The organism is Maritalea porphyrae (assembly GCF_027213965.1).
GTDB lineage: Bacteria > Pseudomonadota > Alphaproteobacteria > Rhizobiales > Devosiaceae > Maritalea > Maritalea porphyrae_A.
The window spans coordinates 572,886-594,079 of the sequence record NZ_JAPWGX010000002.1; the positions used below are offsets into that span (position 1 = coordinate 572,886).

Annotated in this window: 19 protein-coding genes; 1 reads left to right on the top strand and 18 read right to left on the bottom strand. The window is 50.6% G+C overall.

Annotated elements, in window-relative coordinates; translation table 11 throughout:
• From lnt to O4H47_RS07555, 18 genes are all read right to left on the bottom strand, one after another.
• Entirely contained in the window at positions 1 to 1,626 is a 1,626-nt protein-coding gene (gene lnt / locus O4H47_RS07470) for an apolipoprotein N-acyltransferase (protein WP_269393329.1), read from the bottom strand.
• A 98-nt stretch (positions 1,627 to 1,724) separates the two neighbouring features.
• Positions 1,725 to 2,801, bottom strand: coding sequence for a hemolysin family protein (locus tag O4H47_RS07475; RefSeq protein ID WP_269393330.1), 1,077 nt, complete (start codon positions 2,799 to 2,801; stop codon positions 1,725 to 1,727).
• Between the two features lie 40 nt (positions 2,802 to 2,841).
• Complete coding sequence (gene ybeY / locus O4H47_RS07480) at positions 2,842 to 3,330, bottom strand: rRNA maturation RNase YbeY (protein WP_269393331.1); 489 nt, start codon at positions 3,328 to 3,330, stop codon at positions 2,842 to 2,844.
• A gap of 21 nt (positions 3,331 to 3,351) precedes the next feature.
• Positions 3,352 to 4,323, bottom strand: coding sequence for a PhoH family protein (locus O4H47_RS07485; RefSeq protein ID WP_269393618.1), 972 nt, complete (start codon positions 4,321 to 4,323; stop codon positions 3,352 to 3,354).
• 120 nt (positions 4,324 to 4,443) lie between these two features.
• Positions 4,444 to 5,787, bottom strand: coding sequence for a tRNA (N6-isopentenyl adenosine(37)-C2)-methylthiotransferase MiaB (gene miaB / locus O4H47_RS07490; RefSeq protein WP_269393332.1), 1,344 nt, complete (start codon positions 5,785 to 5,787; stop codon positions 4,444 to 4,446).
• An 87-nt stretch (positions 5,788 to 5,874) separates the two neighbouring features.
• Positions 5,875 to 6,681 (bottom strand): lysophospholipid acyltransferase family protein, encoded by an 807-nt coding sequence (locus O4H47_RS07495; protein ID WP_269393333.1) that lies wholly within the window; start codon positions 6,679 to 6,681, stop codon positions 5,875 to 5,877.
• Positions 6,678 to 7,130: a Fur family transcriptional regulator gene (locus O4H47_RS07500; protein ID WP_269393334.1), complete on the bottom strand. Its 453-nt coding sequence runs from the start codon at positions 7,128 to 7,130 to the stop codon at positions 6,678 to 6,680. The genes O4H47_RS07495 and O4H47_RS07500 overlap by 4 nt, the downstream gene beginning before the upstream one ends.
• Positions 7,131 to 7,172: 42 nt before the next feature.
• Positions 7,173 to 7,637: a ribosomal protein S18-alanine N-acetyltransferase gene (rimI, locus tag O4H47_RS07505; protein WP_269393335.1), complete on the bottom strand. Its 465-nt coding sequence runs from the start codon at positions 7,635 to 7,637 to the stop codon at positions 7,173 to 7,175.
• A gap of 8 nt (positions 7,638 to 7,645) precedes the next feature.
• Positions 7,646 to 8,326 carry a tRNA (adenosine(37)-N6)-threonylcarbamoyltransferase complex dimerization subunit type 1 TsaB gene (gene tsaB, locus O4H47_RS07510; protein WP_269393336.1) on the bottom strand — a complete coding sequence of 227 codons (681 nt, stop codon included), beginning with the start codon at positions 8,324 to 8,326 and terminating at the stop codon, positions 7,646 to 7,648.
• Positions 8,327 to 8,346: 20 nt separating this feature from the next.
• A complete protein-coding gene (locus tag O4H47_RS07515) occupies positions 8,347 to 8,913 on the bottom strand; it encodes a NifU family protein (protein ID WP_269393337.1) in 567 nt (188 codons plus the stop codon).
• A gap of 148 nt (positions 8,914 to 9,061) precedes the next feature.
• A complete protein-coding gene (locus O4H47_RS07520; RefSeq protein ID WP_269393338.1) occupies positions 9,062 to 9,538 on the bottom strand; it encodes a universal stress protein in 477 nt (158 codons plus the stop codon).
• 87 nt (positions 9,539 to 9,625) lie between these two features.
• Positions 9,626 to 10,663, bottom strand: coding sequence for a tryptophan--tRNA ligase (gene trpS, locus O4H47_RS07525; protein WP_269393339.1), 1,038 nt, complete (start codon positions 10,661 to 10,663; stop codon positions 9,626 to 9,628).
• A gap of 102 nt (positions 10,664 to 10,765) precedes the next feature.
• Positions 10,766 to 12,322: a murein biosynthesis integral membrane protein MurJ gene (murJ, locus tag O4H47_RS07530; RefSeq protein ID WP_269393340.1), complete on the bottom strand. Its 1,557-nt coding sequence runs from the start codon at positions 12,320 to 12,322 to the stop codon at positions 10,766 to 10,768.
• Complete coding sequence (locus O4H47_RS07535; protein ID WP_269393341.1) at positions 12,319 to 15,147, bottom strand: [protein-PII] uridylyltransferase; 2,829 nt, start codon at positions 15,145 to 15,147, stop codon at positions 12,319 to 12,321. The genes murJ and O4H47_RS07535 overlap by 4 nt, the downstream gene beginning before the upstream one ends.
• Positions 15,107 to 17,890 (bottom strand): DNA mismatch repair protein MutS, encoded by a 2,784-nt coding sequence (gene mutS, locus O4H47_RS07540; RefSeq protein ID WP_269393342.1) that lies wholly within the window; start codon positions 17,888 to 17,890, stop codon positions 15,107 to 15,109. The genes O4H47_RS07535 and mutS overlap by 41 nt, the downstream gene beginning before the upstream one ends.
• A gap of 91 nt (positions 17,891 to 17,981) precedes the next feature.
• On the bottom strand, positions 17,982 to 18,950 hold the full coding sequence (locus tag O4H47_RS07545; RefSeq protein WP_269393343.1) for a GNAT family N-acetyltransferase: 969 nt from the start codon (positions 18,948 to 18,950) through the stop codon (positions 17,982 to 17,984).
• 95 nt (positions 18,951 to 19,045) lie between these two features.
• The gene (locus O4H47_RS07550) at positions 19,046 to 19,324 is read right to left on the bottom strand and encodes a hypothetical protein (protein WP_269393344.1); all 279 of its coding nucleotides are present in this window, start codon (positions 19,322 to 19,324) and stop codon (positions 19,046 to 19,048) included.
• Between the two features lie 26 nt (positions 19,325 to 19,350).
• Entirely contained in the window at positions 19,351 to 20,769 is a 1,419-nt protein-coding gene (locus tag O4H47_RS07555) for a helix-turn-helix domain-containing protein (RefSeq protein WP_269393345.1), read from the bottom strand.
• A gap of 175 nt (positions 20,770 to 20,944) precedes the next feature.
• Here O4H47_RS07555 and O4H47_RS07560 point away from each other — a divergent pair, with 175 nt between their 5' ends.
• Positions 20,945 to 21,187, top strand: a complete 243-nt coding sequence (locus O4H47_RS07560) for a hypothetical protein (RefSeq protein WP_269393346.1) — start codon at positions 20,945 to 20,947, stop codon at positions 21,185 to 21,187.
• Positions 21,188 to 21,194 lie beyond the last annotated feature (7 nt).

Sequence of the window (21,194 nt, forward strand, 5' to 3'; positions counted from 1 at the left end):
TTAATTCTCCCAATTGCGACGCCATCTATTCCTTAAAAAGGTGGAAATCAATATAGCGCCAATAATCAAATAAAATATGATGTGACGATATTGCGAAAACAATGTTTTCTCAAGCCTTTGCGGCAAATTTGCGTTCAAGACAAGCGCTTCATCCATTGGCAACGATGCGGTGATCCGCCCGAAGGCATCCACAATGGCCGTGCGCCCAGTGTTGGCGACGCGGACCAAGGGCAAACCTTCTTCTAACGCGCGCATGCGGGCATGTTCAAAATGCTGAGCGGGACCAATGGTGCCTTGAAACCATGCATCATTGGTGAGATTTAAGATCCAGTCTGCTTGATCAATGGCACTACCCATCCCACCTGAAAAAATAACTTCATAACAAATCAGGGGCAAGAACGCTGGCGTGCCCAACGGCCTTAGCGCCTGATTTGGCTTCTCTCCATGCACAAAACTGTCAGACGCGGACACCATTTCCTTGATGCCCATGAGGGACAAAAGGGGTTTGAACGGCACATACTCCCCAAAAGGGACCAAGCGGTATTTATCGTATGTGGCATTGATTTCGCCTTGATCGCTAAACGCGAGAATGGAGTTTAGGATCCCCTCTTGTGTTTGCCCAAGACCGGTCAGATCGACGTTCTTGCGGGCCGCCCCGGCGATCAATTTTGTGCCATTTGGCAATAGCCGCGCAATGCGCGCCAAGGCATCCGGCCGCTCAGACACCAAAAATGGGAAAACCGATTCGGGCCAGATAAGGTGCGTGGCGGCAATCAAACCGGGATCATTTGGGGTGCTGCGTTCGGCGGAAAGGGACAAAAGCGTTTCAAAAATCGGCTGCGCGTTTTCCGGCTTCCATTTTTCCACTTGGGCGATATTGGGCTGCACCAAGCGCAAACGCACGTCATCTCGATAAAGGGTGGGATTGGCGCCAAGCTGGTAATGTCCAAAACCAAAGAGCAAAGCCAAAAGAGCAAGTCCGCCAAGCGTTGGCGCAAACCGTGCCATTTTTGATTGATCCAGATGGGGCCAAATGGTGGCGGGGGCCATGGCCACAATCATCACCAGAAGGCTGAGACCATAAATGCCGACCACTGAGCCAAATTGCATGGTTTGATCTAAAATGCTTAGGGCATATCCGGGCAAGTTCCAGGGAAATCCTGTGAAGAGGTGACCACGCAAAAATTCTGTTAGGGACAAAATGGCCGCGAGGGCGAAGATCCGTTGGCCATAATCAGACCACATCAGATGCGCCGCGGCGGTGCCAAATCCCCAAAAGATGGCCAGAACGGCAGGCAAGCCGAAAAGCCCTAGCGGTAAGGCCCATAAAAACAGATCTGGTTCCACAAAGAACGCGCCCGCCATCCAGTGCAAAGAGAGCGTGAAATAACCAAAGCCAAAGGCCCAGCCGATGCGAAAGGCGGGGCCAAATAGCTTTTGCCGCACGCTCAATTGTGTTTCCACCCCATCGAGCAACCACACCAAAATGGGGTAGGCGACAAAAAGGGCTGGGAAAATAAACAGCGGCGGCATCGACAAAGCTGCAAAAGCCCCAGCAAGAAATGCAACAGCTAAACGCTGCCAGCCGTGCGCCAACAAGCACCATTGTGCGAAATTATCCAGCATGAAACGGGGCTACCTATCTACCAAATCAGTTCGCTACATTGCTCACGCTTGAAGGCGGTTTCGTCAAGGCCAAGTTGACCAAAGCGGCAAAATCGCACTTATTCGGCGGCGGTTTTTGTGCCGTCGGCTTGTGTGCTGCTTTCAATTTTGAGTTTGCGTGGCCGTTGGCGCAAGTTTCTCTTGCGACGGGTCACTTTGATGGTTTTGACCCGACGTGGATCGGCTTGAATAATCTCAAATTCGAAATCGCGTAGTTTTGAAATAACTTCGCCACGCACCGGTACGCGATCAAGCATAGAGGTGACTAGACCGCCCAAAGTATCCACATCTTCGGCATGTTCGCCAGGCACAAAATCTGGCCCTAGAGCCACAGACAAATCATCAAGCTCACAGCGTGCATCTACCACGAAGGTGTTCTCATCGATCTGGCTGATTTGAATATCTTCGGCTTCATCGTGTTCGTCTTCGATGTCGCCTACAACTTCTTCAATCAGATCTTCAATGGTCACCAAACCGTCAGTGCCGCCATATTCGTCCACAACAATCGCCATGTGGATGCGGGTCGCTTGCATGGATTGCAATAGATTGCCAACCGGCATTGCAGGGGGCACATAAAGAACTTCGCGCACAAGCGCGGCGTTGGCGAGTTTTGCGCGCAATGTGCCTGTTTTCAGTTTTTCGGGATGCGCCTTTTTGTCTTTTGTTTCTTGAGGTTCTGATAGGCTCAGCAGCAAATCTTTGATGTGGACCATACCCACAATATTGTCGAGCGTATCGTCGTACACGGGCAAACGAGAGTGCCCAGCCTCACGAAAGCGTGCAATCAAAACAGCAACGCTGTCATCAACCTCGGTCGCTTCAATATCAGCGCGATTGACCATGACGTCTTCAACGCGAATTTGGGAAAGGTTTAAGACGTTTTGAATGAGTGCCCGCTCACCATCCGAAAAAGCGGCGTCAAAGCCATTTGCGGTGGAATCTTCCAGCGCCTCTTGCAAATCTTGGCGCAGGGTTGGGGCGCGAAAAGCCAATTTTGCTCGGATTTTACCCCAAAAAGATAGCTTGCGATCAGAGGATTGCTTGTCATCGGTATTTGGGTTTTTTGTGTTCGCACTGTCGTCATTTTGACGATGCGGCCGTTGCGCCGCGGCGATGGGTTGGTCTTTGTCGTTCATTGCGTTGCGGCCAATGGCCGGTTTTACCCCTTAGGAAAGTTCAATGTTCTAGCGCCATTTCGGCATATGGATCGCCGATTTCAAGAGCGCTAAGTATATCGCGCTCCAATTGTTCCATTTTTTCAGCGTCTTCGCTGGTGAGATGATCATAACCTAAAATGTGCAAAAATCCATGCACACAAAGGTGTGAGACGTGATCCGAAAAGCTTTTACCCTCTAGCTGCGCCTCTTTTGCAACGGTTTCATAGGCCAAGGATATGTCGCCAATAAGGCCGCACACCGGCGCAAAAGGTTCAATCTGTGGGAAAGAAAGCACATTGGTGGTGGATTGTTTTTCCCGCCACTGGGCATTTAGTTCATGTTGATGGGCGTCATTAGTCAATAAAACCGATAATTCTGTCGGGCCGGTTGGCACGATTTGAAGATGATCAATGGCAGCCGCGACAGCGCGCAAAATTACATCTTCCAAGTCCGGCGACCACATGTCGTCTTGGACCAGCACATCAATTTCAATTTGAAAATCAGACAATGGCTTATACCAAAGCACACCCTATTTGGATGCGGCTATGGCCTTTTTTTCAGCTTTATCATAGGCGCGAATAATCCGGGCAACCAATTCATGGCGCACCACATCTTTATCGGTGAAGCGGGTCACATGAATGCCTTGTACACCAGCCAAAAAGTCCAAGGCTTCAACCAAGCCGCTTCGGACGCCACGTGGCAAATCCACTTGCGAGGGGTCACCGGTGATGATCATTTTCGAGTTTTCACCCAAACGGGTCAAAAACATCTTCATTTGCTGGGTTGTGGTGTTTTGCGCTTCGTCCAAAATTACAAGGGCGTTAGACAATGTGCGCCCCCGCATAAAGGCTAAAGGCGCCACTTCAATCGTGTGGTTTTCAATGCAGCGATCAACAATTTCAGGCTGCATCATATCATAAAGCGCATCATATAGCGGGCGCAGGTATGGATCGACCTTATCTTTCATGTCACCGGGCAAAAAGCCCAAATGCTCGCCCGCCTCAACCGCTGGGCGTGACAAGATAATGCGCGAGATATCACCACGCTCAAGCAAAGTTGCCGCATATGCCACCGCAAGATACGTTTTACCTGTACCTGCCGGGCCAACGCCGAATACCAGTTCGGTGCGGTCCATGGCGCGAATATAGCCGTCTTGGGCAGGAGAACGCGCTACAATGGTTGATTTGCGGGTCGCAATTTGTGCCATGCGGACCCGGCCTTTTTTCTCAAAGGTGGGCAAAGTCAGCTGGCTATCTTCTGTGATGATCATGCGAATAACGCCATCGACATCTCCAATAGAGATATCTTGACCGTCTTCTAGTTGCGCGTAAAGAGATTCAAGGGTGCGGCGCGCTTGATCAACGCTAACCGCGCTGCCGGATAACATGACATGATTGCCGCGGGTGTTGGCGCGAACGCCGAGCTTTTGTTCGATCAGAGCCAGATTTTGGTCAAACTCGCCATAAAGTTGAGACGCTAGACGGTTGTCTTCAAACGCCATTTCCAAATCTGTTGTGTCCGATTTATGGCCTTCGGGTGACCATGATTTTGTCAAACAATAGCTCCTTTATGATTTCGACTCAGTGCCATTTCAGTATGCCCTGAATTTGCGGCAAAACCTTTAACTTTTTGTGACGATCTTACCAAAAAGTGAAAATTTGCCTACCGAATCGATAAAAACATCACCAATTGTGCCGATATGGGACGGATCTGCGTCCACCTGCACTGGTTGCAGATATGGGGAACGCCCAACGATTTGACCAGGGTCGCGGCCGGTTTTTTCAAAAAGAACCTGCATGGTGGTACCGATGCGGGACTTGTTGAACTCGGTTTGCTGATGGTTCAATAGCTCTTGCAAGCGCTGTAAACGTTCAGACTTCACCTCTTCGGGGACCTGGTCATCCATATTCGCGCCCGGGGTGCCGGGTCGGATTGAATATTTGAACGAATAGGCTTGGGCATATTCGACATCGCGCACCAATTGCATGGTGCCTTCAAAATCTTCATCGGTTTCACCGGGGAAGCCGACAATAAAGTCACCCGACAAAGCGATATCAGGGCGCGCGGCGCGAATACGTTGAAGCAATTTCATATAGTCATCAACAGTGTGCTGACGGTTCATCGACTTCAAGATTTTGTCAGAACCGGCCTGAACAGGCAGATGCAAATAAGGCATCAATGTATCAAGATCGCGGTGCGCGTTGATCAGCGTCTCATCCATATCACGGGGGTGCGAGGTTGTGTAACGCAGGCGATCAAGGCCTTTAATGTCGGATAATTTATAGAGCAGATGTGCCAACCCGGCGCTTTCGCCATTGGCGTCCAGTCCGTGATAGGCATTAACGTTTTGACCCAGAAGGGTGATCTCTTTTACGCCTGCATCCACCAAGTTTTGTGCTTCTGCAACAACTTGGTTTATTGGGCGCGATACTTCGGCACCACGAGTGTAGGGAACCACGCAGAATGAGCAGAACTTGTCGCAACCCTCTTGCACCGTAAGAAAGGAGGTGAGACCACGCGCAATGGTTGTTTCGCGCTTTGCTTGGGGCAAATGCTCAAATTTGTCTTCAGCCGGAAAGTCGGTTTCCACGACCTTTTTGGTATGGGCTTGTTCCACCAATTCGGGCAACCGATGGTAGGACTGAGGACCAAACACCAAATCCACCACAGGCGCGCGGCGCACAATTTCTTCGCCTTCGGCCTGGGCAACACAGCCGGCGATGCCGATCATCATTTTGCCGCCGTTTTGCTCTTTTTTCTGGCGCATAATGCGCAAGCGGCCCAGCTCGGAATAAACTTTTTCCGCTGCTTTTTCGCGAATGTGGCAGGTGTTTAGAACAACAAGGTCAGCCTGATCGATGTCCGTTGTCGCCTCATAACCAGAGGGCGCCAGCGCATCAGCCATGCGATCGCTGTCATAAACATTCATCTGGCAGCCATAAGTTTTGATGAATAGCTTTTTCATGGGGCTAAACGAGACCTTTTAGGGTAAATTCTTGATTGAGGCGACTTGTTACACCAAACAGCGGTGCGAGGCAAAGGACTTGTTGGGCTAGCCAAGATGCGCGGGGGGCAATGGCATTTGCCGATTGATCGCCACCAGCATCTCACGCACTTTTTCTTCAGCCCTTTTGGTGATCAGTTTGCGATCATCTTTTGGGGAAATTAATATCGGCTCACCAAACATTATCGTGGTGGTTTTGGTGCCTACGCTCAAAATATCGCCAATATTGTCTTCAATGCCCATATCGCCAATCCAAGCGATTTTTGATCGTTCTGCAGCGGAAATGGGCAAGCCGTTTAGGTGGGTATAGGCGATCACCATGGGCTGGATATACATCTCATTGACGTGATCATTTTTCATGGCCGCTTGAGTGCCCCCAACCAGCGCCGAGCGGAACGGTAAAACGTGCAGCCCGACGTCTGAGGTGCCTTCAGCGAACAAAACAACCGCGCGGCCATCAGACATACGTTCGCCCATTTCGTTGGCGACACGGCCGGTGTCTGACTTTTTTTGGCGGTCCACATAGATGGTTTTCTGCAAATTGGCCAAGAAGCCAACGATGGGCCAACGCCCCACTTCAGCTTTTGCCACAAATGAAATCGGCACAATGGAGCCGATTGCGGGGATATCAAGCCAAGAGATGTGATTGGAAACCAGTAATGTGGGTTTATCGCTAGCGGGCGTACCGATTTGCACCACCTTAACCCCAAGGTTAAAGCACACCAGCTTGTGGGCCAGCTTTGGTACAAAATTCCAGTTTTTAAGTTTGAGCGCCAACACGATGGATTGGCATGAGATCAGCACCAGCAACAAGGGAATGGTGACGCCAACAAAGAAGATGATACGCCAAATCATTCGCTTGGCTCACCCTCACCCTTTTTGTCCTCAAGGGGCACACCATAAAGCTCGAGCCGATGGTCAACCAGCTTGAAGCCCAGTTTGCGGGCGATCAGCTCTTGGATGGCTTCGATCTCTTCATTGCGAAATTCAATAACTTTGCCGGTGCGTACATCAATCAAATGATCATGATGTTCGTCGGGGATTTGTTCAAACCGTGCTCGGCCGTCTTTGAAATCATGCTTGGCGACAAGGCCAGCTTCTTCAAACAGATTGACCGTACGATAAACAGTTGAAAGCGAGATTTTAGGGTCAATATCTGAAGCGCGGCGATAAAGCTCTTCAACATCTGGATGGTCGGTTGCGCCTTCAAGCACGCGCGCAATGATCCGACGTTGTTCTGTCATACGCATGCCAGAAGTTTCGCACTGTTGTTCAAGGTTTGTGTTATCGCCTGTTTCGCCCATGGCTCAACCTCTTTGATGCAGTGCGTTTATCTTGCGTTTGGATTATCCGAGATCAGCTTTCATGACAAGTGCGGTTGCGGTTTTGCCATCAGGTCGGGGATAGTAACCACGTCGTTCGCCAATTTGGCTAAATCCGAAACGCTGGTAAAGTTTGCGGGCGGGTTGATTGTCCTCATCCACCTCCAAAAACATCTTGGTAACTGGACTCATCATCAAATCCTCGATCATGGCTTGCATGAGCGCAGTTGAAAGGCGTTTGCCCTTAAACTTTTTGCTGACCACGATGGTCATCAATTCGCATTCGTCCCCAGTTATGCGCAGCATGGCAAAGCCTGCAATCCTATGCTTTGCATCGCAGGCCACATAAATGGGGGTTTGTGTGTCGCGCACATAGGATTGAAAATCGGCCACGGTCCAGCCGCGAAAAAAGCCTTCAGCGTGCAGTTTTGCTAGGTCTTTTTCATCACCGGGTTGAGCGGGTTCAATGTGCAATCCTGCCGGGGCCATCCATACTTTCATCGGCGGGCAATTTGTTTGGCAGATTGTGGTTTTGCGTCTGCTGCGCGCAGGTAACAAGGTTCTGGCGGGAAGTGGTTAGGGTCCGCCAATTGGCCAAATTCGGCCATTTTGACCACATTGAGGAAAGTGCGCATGTCTGGGTCGCGGGCCAATTCAACATTGTGAGCCCCACATTCACTCGCTGCCCATTCAGCACCAGAACCTAGAACCCGACTCTGCGCAGTAAAGCCATCTAGCGCATTGATGTTTTCAAATGCTTTTGGTTCGCTAATAGGTTTGCCGGGCGCTGAGAAATCTTGGCGATAATGCTGGTCGCGCCGCGCGTCAATCAACACACTCAACGGGCTATTTTCGCGCCCGCTAAGAGAAAGCGCCAACAAGGTTGGGATGCCAAGACACGGGATATCGAGCGCCACCGCCAATCCACGCGCAGCCGCCAATCCAACGCGCAATCCGGTGAAGGATCCCGGGCCAGAGGCCACAACGATCCGTTCCAAGTCATCATATTCGCGCTGGGAGTTGTCCAATAGCGCATCAATTTGGTCCATCAAATGCTCAGCGTGTCCACGGGCGCGTGCTTCGGACATTGAATAGCTCGTGCCATCGGCATCAATAAGCGCGCACTGGCAGCAGGCCTGTGCCGTATCAATGGCCAATGTGATGGGGTATTTTGTCATTTAGCGACCAATCGTGCGCACTAGATTTGTTGCACGTCCTCAACACCAGGGACAAAATGGCGCAGCAGATTTTCGATGCCATTTTTAAGTGTCGCGGTGGAAGAAGGACAGCCTGAACATGCGCCTTGCATGTGTAAATAAACAGTGCCCTGTTTAAAGCCTTTAAAGATAATGTCGCCGCCATCCATTGCTACGGCTGGGCGCACGCGCGTGTCGAGCAATTCTTTAATCACTTCAACCATTTCTTGGTCAGCTTCTTCAAAGAACTCATCTTCGCTTGCGTCCGCTTTGGCGTCTTGTGCACCATCAACCAACAAAGGCTGACCGGACATGAAATGTTCCATGATCGAGCCCAAAATGGCGGGTTTGATGTGCGACCAGTCGCTATCGTCTTTTGTAACTGCGATGAAATCGCCGCCCATGAAAACCCCAGTCACACCGTCAATGGTGAAAAGCGCGGTTGCCAACGGTGAGGCCTGAGCTGCTTCTGGAGTTCGAAAGTCCATTGGATCGCCCGGCAAAACGTCTCGGCCCGGCAAAAACTTGAGGGTTTGCGGGTTTGGTGTCGCCTCTGTTTGAATAAACATGGTCTTGGATCTCCGAGCTCATATGCCCAATTGCGGGCAAAATCTTCTTTAGAATGATTGTAAAATAGTATTTTTGCGGGCAAAGGCAAGTAGTTTCCCCGTGAGCAGGCTGCATTTGGGCAAACAATTTGTTCTATCGCAAATAGGGTTAGGCCAATTCTTCAATTTGCTCGTCGGTCAAGAAGCCGGGTACAATGGCAACAGGAATGGGCAAGGCATTGGCCCCACGCGCCGCGATTGAGCTGACCAATGGCCCGGGTCCGTCTGTAGATTTTGACGAGGCAAGCACAAGAATCGAAATGTCTTTGTCTTCTGCGATGGCCGCTTCCAACTCGTCCGCTTTCGGCCCTTCACGAATTTCGCGCTCAACCGGAATATCGCCCAATGCCTTGATTTGTGCTTCAGCAACATCGAGCCAACGATTAGCTTCTTCGAAGGCCTCTGCGCGCATTACGTTTTCAACGCCAATCCAGTGTTGGAACTGATCAGGTTCAATGACCACCAACAGCTTGACGATCCCGCCGGTGCGCCGCATTCGACAGGCCGCAAAAGTGACCGCCACCGCGCATTCGTCAGTGCCATCCAATACCGCCAAAAATTTGCGGTTATATTTGGGTCGATCCATTCGTGCCGCATTTTCCATAGCGCGCATGCTGCCATTTGCAGCCCCATTTGCCAAGATGGAAAAAGGGCTGCCGTTTTTTGTGTGTGTTTAGCTTAGGAAACCAACGATCTGGCGTACGTGCTTCATGGTTTCCTCGGCAATTTCGCCTGCCCGTTCTGCACCATTGCGCAAAATAGAATCAATTTCATCCGGTTCAGCCAACATGCGGCTGATCTCTGAAGAGATGGGGCTAAGGTGCTCAACCGCCAAATCTGCCAACGCAGGTTTGAACGCGCCAAAGCCTTGGCCACCAAATTCTTGCAACACTTGCTCGCTGGTTTGATTAGACAAAGCGGCGTAAATTTCCACCAAATTGCGTGCTTCTGGACGCCCTTCAAGGCCTTCAATTTCTGACGGCAGGGGCTCTGGGTCAGTCTTGGCTTTGCGAAGCTTTTTGGCGATCATGTCCGCATCATCCATCAAAGCGATACACGCCATTTCAGAGGGGTCAGACTTTGACATTTTCTTTGTGCCATCACGCAAAGACATAATCCGCATGGCCGGGCCAGAAATCAGTGGTTCGGTAATGGGGAAGAATTGACCATCTTCAAAACCTTCTTCAACGATCTCACTTTTGAAATCATTATTGAACTTGCCCGCGATATCACGAGTAAGTTCAAGGTGTTGTTTTTGATCGTCGCCCACGGGCACATGAGTGCCGCGATAAAGCAAAATGTCTGCGGCCATCAAACTTGGATAAGCATAAAGACCCAAAGACGCGTTCTCACGGTTTTTTCCCGCCTTGTCTTTGAACTGCGTCATGCGGTTCATCCAGCCGATACGCGCCACACAATTGAACACCCATGCCAATTCCGCGTGCTGCATCACCTGACTTTGGTTGAAAATAATCGAGCGCTTTGGATCAACGCCGGTGGCAATGTAGGAAGCCGCAACTTCGCGGGTTTTTTGGCGAAGCACTTTTGGGTCCTGCCAGACGGTAATCGCATGCATATCAACGACGCAGAAAATGCAGTCAAATTGCTCTTGCAGCGGGCCAAATCGACGAACGGCGCCAAGATAATTGCCCAAGTGAAGATCACCGGTTGGTTGTACGCCAGAAAAGAGGCGGTTTTGGAATTCAGTCATGGTTTGGACCCAAGCTTTTCAAATGGAAGATAAATTGAAGGGATTACCTAAACGATCAAAGGCAAAATTGTAAACAGTCAAGTGCGATGCCAAAATGACAGTTTATGATTTAAGGAAATCACGCCATCGGTTGAGGCGCTGAATGCCAAAGAGGTGCAAAAGAAAAAAATAGCTGCCTGCACCGACAAAAACCAAAACCGAAAGAGCCGATGCCCGCCACCACAATGGGAATTGTTCAACGACAAATTGCGGGCTTAAAAAGTCAGCCGCAAAGTACAAGATAGCGCCCATAATTGCGCTGATCGCCATTAGGGAAAACGTGCGACCCAGCGCTGATAGTGGCAGCATGAGTTCGCGCCAAAAGGCCAGCGTCATAATGAGCATAATGACATTGGCCCAACCGGAAATGGTGGTGGCCCAGGCGATCCCCACATGGCCTAAACGAGGAAATAAGAGAAGGGAGAAGCCAATATTGAGCACTACCGAAACGGCGGCAAATATGGCCGGGGTTCTGGTATCTTCGCGCGCGAAATAGCTGGGTTGAAACACTTTGACCAAAACAAAAGCAGGGAGCCCCAGCGCAAAAACCTGCAAGGCCTGTGCGCTTTGGTTGGCGGCTTGTCCATCAAAAGCGCCACGTTGGAACAAAGTAACAAGCAATGGGTTGGCGATCACATACAATCCCACCGCGGCTGGCAAGGTCAGCATCAACCCAAAAAACAGGCTTTTTGATTGCACATTGGCCGCTTTTTGTTGCTCACCTGACTTCAACAGGCGGGACAATTCGGGCAACAAAACAATGCCAATGGCGATGCCAATCATCCCCAATGGCAATTGATAAAGTCGATCAGCGTAATAAAGATAGGCGATGGCGCTATCTTGAGAGGACGCAATATTGGTGCCCACCAAAATGTTGATTTGGGTGACCCCGCCCGTCAGGATGGCGGGGATGGCAAGGGCCCAGAACTTTTTGAGGTCATTGTCGATTTTTGGCACAGTTAATCCGGGGAAGAACCCCGTTTGTTTGAGGGCCCAAGCAACCAAGCCGATTTGTGCTATCCCGCCCACCAGAACGCCACAAGAAATCACAATGGCTGCGAAACGCGTGTCATGGACCACAAACACCAAATACCCGAGCATCGTAACCAACACCACATTGAGTAGGGTTGGGGCCAGAGCGGCGAGGAAAAATTTGCGCAACCCGTTCAAAATAGCACCATAGGCAGCCATCAGCGACATGCAGGCCAAATAGGGGAAACAAATGCGCGCCAGCAAAACCGTTAAGTCAAACTTTTGCTGATCATCCGCAAACCCTGTGGTCAGCACCAATATGAGTTGTGGCATAAAAATCTCTGCCAGCAAGGTCAGCGCCAGCAAGATATATATGAGCGACGAAACGATATTGGCAGAAAAGCGTCTGGCTTCTTCTTCGCCCTTTTGTTCCAAGGCTTTGGCAAAAAGGGGAATGAACGCGGTATTGAACACACCTTCGGCCAAAATCCGCCGAAACATATTGGGTAGGCGAAAGGCGGCGACAAATGCATCGGCCACCGGGCCAGCGCCAAGTATACCCGCCATCATAATATCGCGCGCAAAACCAAGCAGGCGCGACAATAGAGTTGCCCCGCCAACGCTTGCAAAGTTCTTTATCAGGCTCACGCGCTTAACTCTTGGCTTTTTTTCTTGGCTGGTTTTGTGCCATTTTTTTGCTCAAAGGTTTCAATCAGCGCCTCTTTGATCTTTTTCTGACGCCGTTCATCGACAACCTTCATGCCTGTAAGGTCGGTGACATAGAAAACATCAATCGCGCGCTCACCAAATGTACCAATGTGCGCGGACCCAATGGTTAAATTGAGATCGGCAATGGTTTTGGTCAAATCGTGCAACAGGCCCGAGCCATCCAAACCAGACACTTCGATCACGGTGAATTTGCGAGAAAGCGAGTTGGAAATAATCACATCTGTTGGGACTTTGAACGGCTTTAACCGCTTGTTGAGTTTGGACCCGGCGCCCAATTCGTCTGGCAAGCGTTTTTCGCCGCTTAAAAGCTTTTGCACCATTTCAATGATTTTGAGCGCGCGAATGCGCTCATCTTCATCCGAGGTGAAGCTGCGCTTCAAGCGTAAGGTATCTAGGGCTTTACCGTCCCGCATTAGGGTGATCTGAGCACCCATAATGTCCGCATTGGACAATGTACAAGCCCCCGCAATCATTGAAAGCAAGCGCGGGTGATCTGGGGTATAGATCGAAATTTCGGTGACCGCTTCAAAACTGTTGATCCCCACACAACCAGCAAATGGCTGGCCGAGTTGATTGGCTTTGCGGATCATATGAGCGTGATCAATTTGCAACTGGAATTCTGAGCGAATCCAATAGGCTGGATAATGTAGATCCAAATATTCGTCCGCTTGGGCTTTTGGCCAGTCCCGCAAGGCTTGGGCCAAACGCTCTTTGGCGGCCAAGGTGCGATCCGCTTGGCTAATCTGAGAGTGCCCGCCGGACAAAATTGGCTCGGTGGCATAATAGAGCGCGCGCAACAAAGAGCCCTTCCACCCGGTCCATACACCGGGGCCAACCGCGCGAATATCGCAAGCGGTAAGCACCAGCAATAGGCTCAATCTTGCTGGACTTTGAGCGATTTGGGCAAAATTTAAGGCGGTTTCTGGGTCTTGCACATCTCGGCTTTGGGAAATTTCGCTCATCACCAAATGCTGCTCGATGAGCCAGGCGACCGTATCGGTTTCAGCTTCCGTTAGGCCAAAACGCGGACAAAGGCGACGGGCCACTTTTGCCCCGGCAATAGAATGGTCTTCTGGTCGGCCTTTGGCGATATCGTGCAAGAATAGCGCCACAAACAGCAGTTTAACATCCGCCAAATGAGGCAGTAATTCATGGGTTAGGGGCAACTCGTCTTTTAGGCCACCCTGCACAATCTCGGCCATGACGCCCACGGCACGGATCAGGTGCTCATCCACTGTATAATGATGATACATGTTGAATTGCATCAACGCCACGATACGGCCGAACTCGGGCACGAAACGCCCCAAGACCTCTGCCTCATTCATGCGGCGCAAAATGCGCTCAACAGAAGGTGCGTGGGTGAGGATTTCAAGAAAATAGCGGTTCGCTTCAGGATCTGTTCGCAGCTCTTTGTCGATCAATTTGCGGGAACGGTTAATCTGCTTCAGACTGTCGGGGTGGAATAAAATGCCTTCCTGACCCGCGATGTAAAAGATCTTGATGAGATTAATTGGGTTGTTGGCAAAAACATCATCATCAACAATATTCAGGCGACCCCGGTCGATCACAAAGTCGGTTTCGCCTTTAATTTTGCGGCGCCGGGATAGGGTTTTGCGCATGCGCCCCAGCATGTCGACGTCTTTGGCGTGATTAAACTCAAGTGAAGTACAAAAAATCCGTGTGAGGTCGCCGACGTCTTTTGCCACCGCAAAATAACGCTTCATTAAGCGCTCGACGGGTTTCAGCCCGGCGCGGCCCGTAACATTAAGGCGATTTGCCAGTTCTTGCTGCAGCTCAAAGCTGAGCTTTTCTTCGGCTCGGCCGGTAAGAAAATGCAAGTGACAGCGAATGGCCCACAAAAAGTCTTCAGAGCGGCGGAAACGGCGGTATTCGGTTTTGGAGAATACGCCACGTTTGATCAATTCGGCGCTTTTTTTGACGCGGTAGAAATATTTAGCGATCCAAAACAGCGTGTTGAGATCGCGAAGGCCACCCTTGCCTTCTTTGATATTTGGTTCAACTACAAAGCGGGTATTGCCGATTTTCTCATGCCGCTCATCGCGCTCTGCCATTTTTGCCGCAATAAACTCAGGACCACTATCCGCCATGATTTCTTCGGCGAAACGGTTTTGCAACTCAACAAACAAATCTTTGTCGCCCGTTATGTGGCGCGCTTCCAGCGTTGCGGTGCGCACGGTCATATCCGCTTTTGCCATGCGCAAGCACTCATCGATTGAGCGTACGGCATGGCCCACTTTTTGGCCCAAATCCCAAAGCAAATAGAGCACATATTCTGTGACGCTTTCGCCCCAGGGGGTTTGCTTATAGGGCAGGATAAACAATAGATCGATGTCAGAACCTGGTGCCAAGGTGCCCCGGCCATAGCCCCCTACCGCAGAAATCGACAGGGCTTCCGCGTCTGACCGGTTGGTCACGGGATAGACATATTCCGAAGCGAAGCGGAACGCCATTTTGATCAATTCGTCTTGGGCTTTATTGAGGTTTTTTGCACAAGCGCGGCCGCGCCCATTTGCAATCAGATCCGCTTCTGCTTCGCGATGGGCAGTAGCTAAAATCTCTTTTGCCTTTTTGAGCACAACAGCCCTTGCTTTAGACCCGGTTGGGTTTTCGTCACCAATTTCAAGCAAGATTTCGCTGATGACGACATCAGCTTTAGCAAGTGTAAACTGCAAATTTGGGCGACTAGCGTTCGGCATGTTTTTGGCTAAGCTTTTTGAGTTCATAGAGTAAATCGATCGCCATGCGCGGCGTCAATTCATCTGGATTGATTTGGTTGATACGGTTTTGCAGCAAATTGTCAGTTTTTGGTTTCGGTTCGGGGCGACGCTGAGCAAATAGGGGCAATTGCGCCACGCCCGATGCCACGTCATTTGTCTCCCGCTTTTCTAAAATATCAAGCACTTCTTGCGCCCGTTCAACCACATGGGTGGGCAGGCCGGCCAATTTTGCCACTTGAATACCATAAGAGCGATCAGCAGTGCCATTTGCCACCTCATGCAAAAAGACCACATCGCCTTCCCATTCACGCACTTTCATGGTGTGGTTTGACACACGATCCAAACGATCCGAAAGGGCGGTCAATTCGTGGTAATGGGTGGCGAACAGAGCCCGACAACCTGTGTTTTCATGCAAAGCTTCAACAGCGGCCCAAGCAATGGAAAGCCCATCAAATGTGGCGGTGCCGCGCCCAATTTCGTCCAAAACCACCAGAGAAGAAGCCGTGGCGCGATTCAGAATAGCAGCGGTTTCGACCATTTCGACCATGAAGGTTGAGCGGCCATGAGCGATATCATCGGCTGCACCAACCCGAGAAAACACCCGATCTATTACCCCAATATGGGCAGCGCTTGCGGGCACAAAGGAGCCCATTTGCGCCATGATGGCAATGAGGGCGTTTTGGCGCAAGAAGGTCGACTTACCACCCATATTTGGACCTGTGATTAGCCAGAGCGCGCCATTTACCTGCTCATCCTTTGGCGATAGGTCGCAATCATTTGCCACAAACGAGGTTTTGCCACCTTTGGCCAGCATCACTTCAACGACCGGGTGTCGACCATCCTTGATTTCAAAAGCATTGCCTTTGTCGATTTTAGGCCGACAGTAGTTTTGCTCAAGCGCCAATTGGCCTAAGGCAACACAAACATCAAGTTCAGCCAAGGCGTCGGCCAATTCTTGCAGCGCAGAAGTGCGGTCCAAGATAATCGTGCGCAACTGCTCAAAAATCGAGAGTTCTATGGCTAAGGCAGCGTCACTTGCGTGAGTAATTTTACCTTGTAATTCAGATAGTTCACTCGTATTGAATCTTACTGCATTGGCCAGGGTTTGCCGATGAATAAAGGTCTGATTGAGCGGTTCGACCATGAGCTTATTGCCATGACTTGCAGGCACTTCAACAAAGAATCCCAAGACGTTGTTGTGCTTTACTTTGATCGCTTTAATGCCGGTCTCATCGGCATAGCGAGCCTGAAGGGCTGCAATGACTTGCCGGCTTTGAGTGGCGAGCTTGCGGAATTCGTCCAATTCAGGATCAAACCCTTGACGCACAAATCCGCCGTCGCGCGGCAACATGGGCACATCGTCTTGTAGCCGCTCTGCGATTTGCACCGCTAAATCTTTGGGGGCATTTGAAAGCACATCTATCAATTGCTGATTGCCAGCGCTTGGTCGATCCAGCGCGATCAGTTCTTGAGATAATTCAACGGCGCCGGAAATGGCTGCATGAATGGCGAGCATTTCGCGGGGTCCACCGCGCCCAAGCGCCAAACGCGTAAGACCGCGCACAATGTCCGGGGTCGATTTTAGTTTTTGTCGAATGAGCGACGTGACCAAACTATTGTCGAAGAAATCGCCCACCATATTGTGGCGCTCAACAATGGCCGCCGGATCGCACAAGGGAGCGCTGAGGCGCGCCGACAGCAGGCGTGAACCTGCCGAGGTGATGCATTTGTCCATTGTGGCACGTAAAGCGCCTTTGGTTTCGCCCCGGTTGGTGCGCAACAACTCAAGTGACATGCGGGTTGCCGCATCGATTTGCATGAGTTTTTCACCTGCACGCTGGGGCAAGCGCAAGGGCACTTTTGCGCCCTTTTGGGTTTGATCTATATAGCTGATCGCCGCTGCTAATGCTGAGCGTACAATGCGAGACTGCCCTAAAAGCGGGCCTGCGGCTTCGCCAAAAGTTTTGTGCAACACATCTGTTGCTGCTTCGGAATTGAATAGATCAGCGGATTGCACGGCCAGTTGACCCGAAAAGGCAATGGGCAACAAATTGTTTTGAATGATGAAGCGGTGCGTTTGCTCTGCAACAATTAACTCAGTTGGCTCAATGCGCGCCAACTCATCGCTCAGCTGCTCAGCGCTCACATCACAAAAGAACATTTCGCCCGTTGAAATATCCGTGTAGCAAATTGCAAAATCGGCATCGCCATGCTGGATCATGGCAAGGCTAGCCAAATAATTGTTGGCCGCGCTATCCAGCAGATCATCCTCGGTGAGCGTTCCCGCTGTGACCAGCCGCACAACGTCGCGTTTTACGACAGATTTCGCGCCGCGCTTTTTTGCCTCCGCTGGATTTTCCATTTGTTCGCAAACCGCCACACGATGGCCGAGCGAGATCAATTTTTTTAGGTAGTCTTGGGCGGCATGCACGGGCACACCGCACATGGGAATATCTTGATCAAGATGCTTGCCCCGCTTGGTCAGCGCAATACCCAATGCCCGCGATGCAATTTCAGCATCGTCAAAGAACAACTCATAAAAATCGCCCATTCGATAGAAAAGCAAATAGCCCGGATTCACCGCACGAATTTCAAAAAACTGCGCCATCATTGGCGTCGGTTGAGCGCCGCCCGTTTTTTTTGAGACAGGATTTTGCAGATCGGGCGCGCCTTCAGGCACCTCTCCCTTTATAGGGGGTTGGTGAATTTCATCATTTGGTTGGGCGTATTGGATGTTTTTATCGTTCATTATGGTTTGTTTAGCCAGATCAGTCCGCATATCGGAAGGTCAAGACTAGGCCAACCCGTCCACAGTGCCAACAATAAAGCGCGGGTGCTAACTAGTTTTTGCGATCTAGGCCTGTGGCTTGAATGAAATGGCGTTTGTATCGCTCGGGCACATCGTCAATCAAGGTGACGATCATCACGTCGGTGGTGCCGAATTGGTGGTCAACAAATGCTCCATCGCCCACATGGGCGCCAACCCGCAAATAGCCTTTAATCAAGGGTGGTAGATCTTTAATAATTTCGCGTTGGTCGAGGGCATTTATGTCTAAATAGTCAATGGACGTGCCAACATCAGACCGGGCGTGCACGGCCCAACTTTGTGGTGGATGCGCGGTGTGATGCAAGAGACTTAGGGCCTCAAGATGGGCTTCTGGGTCGGTCCCCTCAAAGCTTGCGACACCAAAATAGACGTCAATATCATAAAGCACCGCATAGGCCCAAAGCCCTGCCCACAGGGCCTCCATTGTCCGCCGATCACGATAGGGTGGCAAAACACAGGATCTGCCGAGTTCGCAAAATCCCTTTTCCCAATTCTTGGCCAACATGGACTTGAAATCAAATTCTGCAGAAGAATAGAATCCATTGCATGCATTGGCGACTTCGGCGCGCAAGGCACGATAGGTGCCTACAATTTTGGGCCGCGCTGAAATTCCCTCGGTTTCATCATGATCAACCACAATAATATGGTCGCAAATGGGATCAAATTCGTCTGCATCGCGCTTGGTGCGGAAAGCGCGCGGATCTGGTTTTGCAGACATTTCCTCATAGAATACGGTGTAGCGCAAACGTTGGGCGCGGCGCACTTCGCTTGCGGTTTGGGCCAAGCGCACTTCCAATGAACCAAGGCGCGCAAGAGATGCTGGGTCTTTTTGCTCGCGCTGAGCTTGTTCGTTGCGCCCAATCGCTGCAAGGCTGGAGCCGATTGCATTTATATTTGTCGTTGGAAAAATCTGATCGAACCAGCGTTTTGGGCGGCGGTGTACCGGTGCCAACTCTCGCGGTTTTAGGTCAAACATAAACATATACAACTACCCCGGTGCCAGATGTGTGGCCGCAACGCTATGTGCTGATTGTATGCCAGTACAAGAATGGATGCAATTGGGGGTGCACTAAAGCACTAGAATGGTTCAGAGAGTTCCACTTGCAGGGTCTGCTTGTCCATCACACAAACATGTCGCCCCTTGGCTGTGTAAACAATAGAAACGCCGTAACTTTGGGTACCAAACAGGTCAATTTCGATCAAACTATCCTCCCCTGCGTTTGCTGCCTTTTTGCATTTTTCCAACAAAGTTTGACGAAATTCTTCCCATGCATCATCGCTACTGGCACCTGCCGTGCCAACGATTGCCATGCTCACCAACATTAGCGACGCCAAAGCCCGTCTTAGGTATCTCATGCCGATGTCCTTATAGTGTGCGCTTCTTAGCTCATTTTAGCATAGAGATTTTCCGGTTTTGTCGCACTATCAATTTGGAATCGATGGTCTGCGGGCGGGTGAGCCCTTTGACCGCATTCAAGGCGCGGACAAATACGGCAGCCAACACCAATTGGCACCACTTGGGAAAGATTTTTTAAATCAACCCCTTCGGAGTAGATCATCTCTTTTGCATGCGAAATATGACACCCCAAACCAATTGAAAGGTGACGGCGCGGCGCATTGTGACGATAGCCGCCTTTTGCAATAGACTTTGCGATGCAGAAATAAGATTCGCCGTCGGGCATTTGCGAGATTTGAATGTTGATCTTTTCGGGCTGCAAAAAGGCTGAATAGATGTTCCAGCGCGGGCAAGCGCCTGAATGGCGCGGAATATGAATGCCGGACAAGGAAAAGCGTTTTGATATATTGCCCGCAATATCTGTGCGCACCAAATGTAAAGGAATGCCTTGTGCGCCTGCGCGCTGCAAGGTGGTCATGCGGTGGCAAACTTGCTCAAAGCTGGCATTGAAGCGTCGCGATAGGCGCTCAACGTCATAGCGGTAGTCTCGGCATGCCGCCAAAAAAGGCGCGTAAGGCATGACCAAAGCGGCAGCGAAGTAGGAAGCCAGAACATTCTTCGCCAAAATGGGGGCATCCCCTTCTGGCAAGTTCGACTGATCCACGATGGCTTCTATTTCATGTTCCGCTGTGAGCAGCGCGGCGCGATGCGCCATGGAGAAAAGCGCAGATTCTGGACTTAGAATATCTGAAATAAAAAGTTTGTTGGTTGCTTCGTCGAGCTTTTGGGCGATACCCGCAGGCAATGATGCCATTTTGCACTCAAGACCAAAAACATTTGCTAAATATGTTTTCAACCCCATTTCAAAATTGTCAGAAGCATGGTCAACATCGTGACGCACCCGTTCGGCTGATGCTTCCAGGGTCGGGAAATGGTTGGCATTTTCTTGTATGAAATCTGAAATTGCTTCCGTGGCCATATGGTAGCCGGTGGTTGAGGGCTCTTGATGCCTATCACTTGTACCCGATGAATTGCCCGAACGCACTTCTTGGAATTTATCAAACAGACGCAAAATGGCGCGTGAAGCCGATGGGTTGGAAAAAGCCAGATCGCGAATCTCGTGATTGGTCAGGTCGGCGTCGGCAAAAATGTCATCGCCGAACAATTCCATCAAATCTCCGACCAATTGGCCTTCGTCACTCTCCACCAGCTCACCCGGTTCAATACCAAAATGTCCGGCGAGTTTAAAAAGCAGGGGCACGGTGATGTTGCGCCGATTGTGTTCAAGCAGGTTCAAATAGCTCGCGGAAATGCCCAGAGCTGAGGCCAAATCCGCCTGGCTGACATGCTTTTGCCGCCGTAAGCGCCTGATTTTACCACCTATTTGTGGGCCGGACTTTTCCATATTGGCCTCCCGCTGCGCTTGTAAACTTTACAAGACTTTACAAAAACGATTGATGTACTTTACTGAACTTTACAGCTTAACACCTTGATTTATCGAATTATCTTGCAATTCGACGCCAAATGTCAAATCTTTACATCATCACTTCTCGGAACGGTTCCGGGAGACGGAGGAAAACATGACACATACAATCGATAACCGGCAGAACACGCAAGACGAATATATCACCATTATTGCGCGTACCGTTGCAGACGCGATGCGCCAGTTTAAAGCCAAAGGACTTGATAAGTTGGGCTTTGCGATTGTGGGTCCTGTCGACAAGCACCAATTCTCGCTAGCCGAAGGCGACGAAATCGCAACAGACATGTTTGATGGCAACCCTATGATTGCCGCAACATTTCGACGCAGCCTCGCGCAGTAGCGCCATC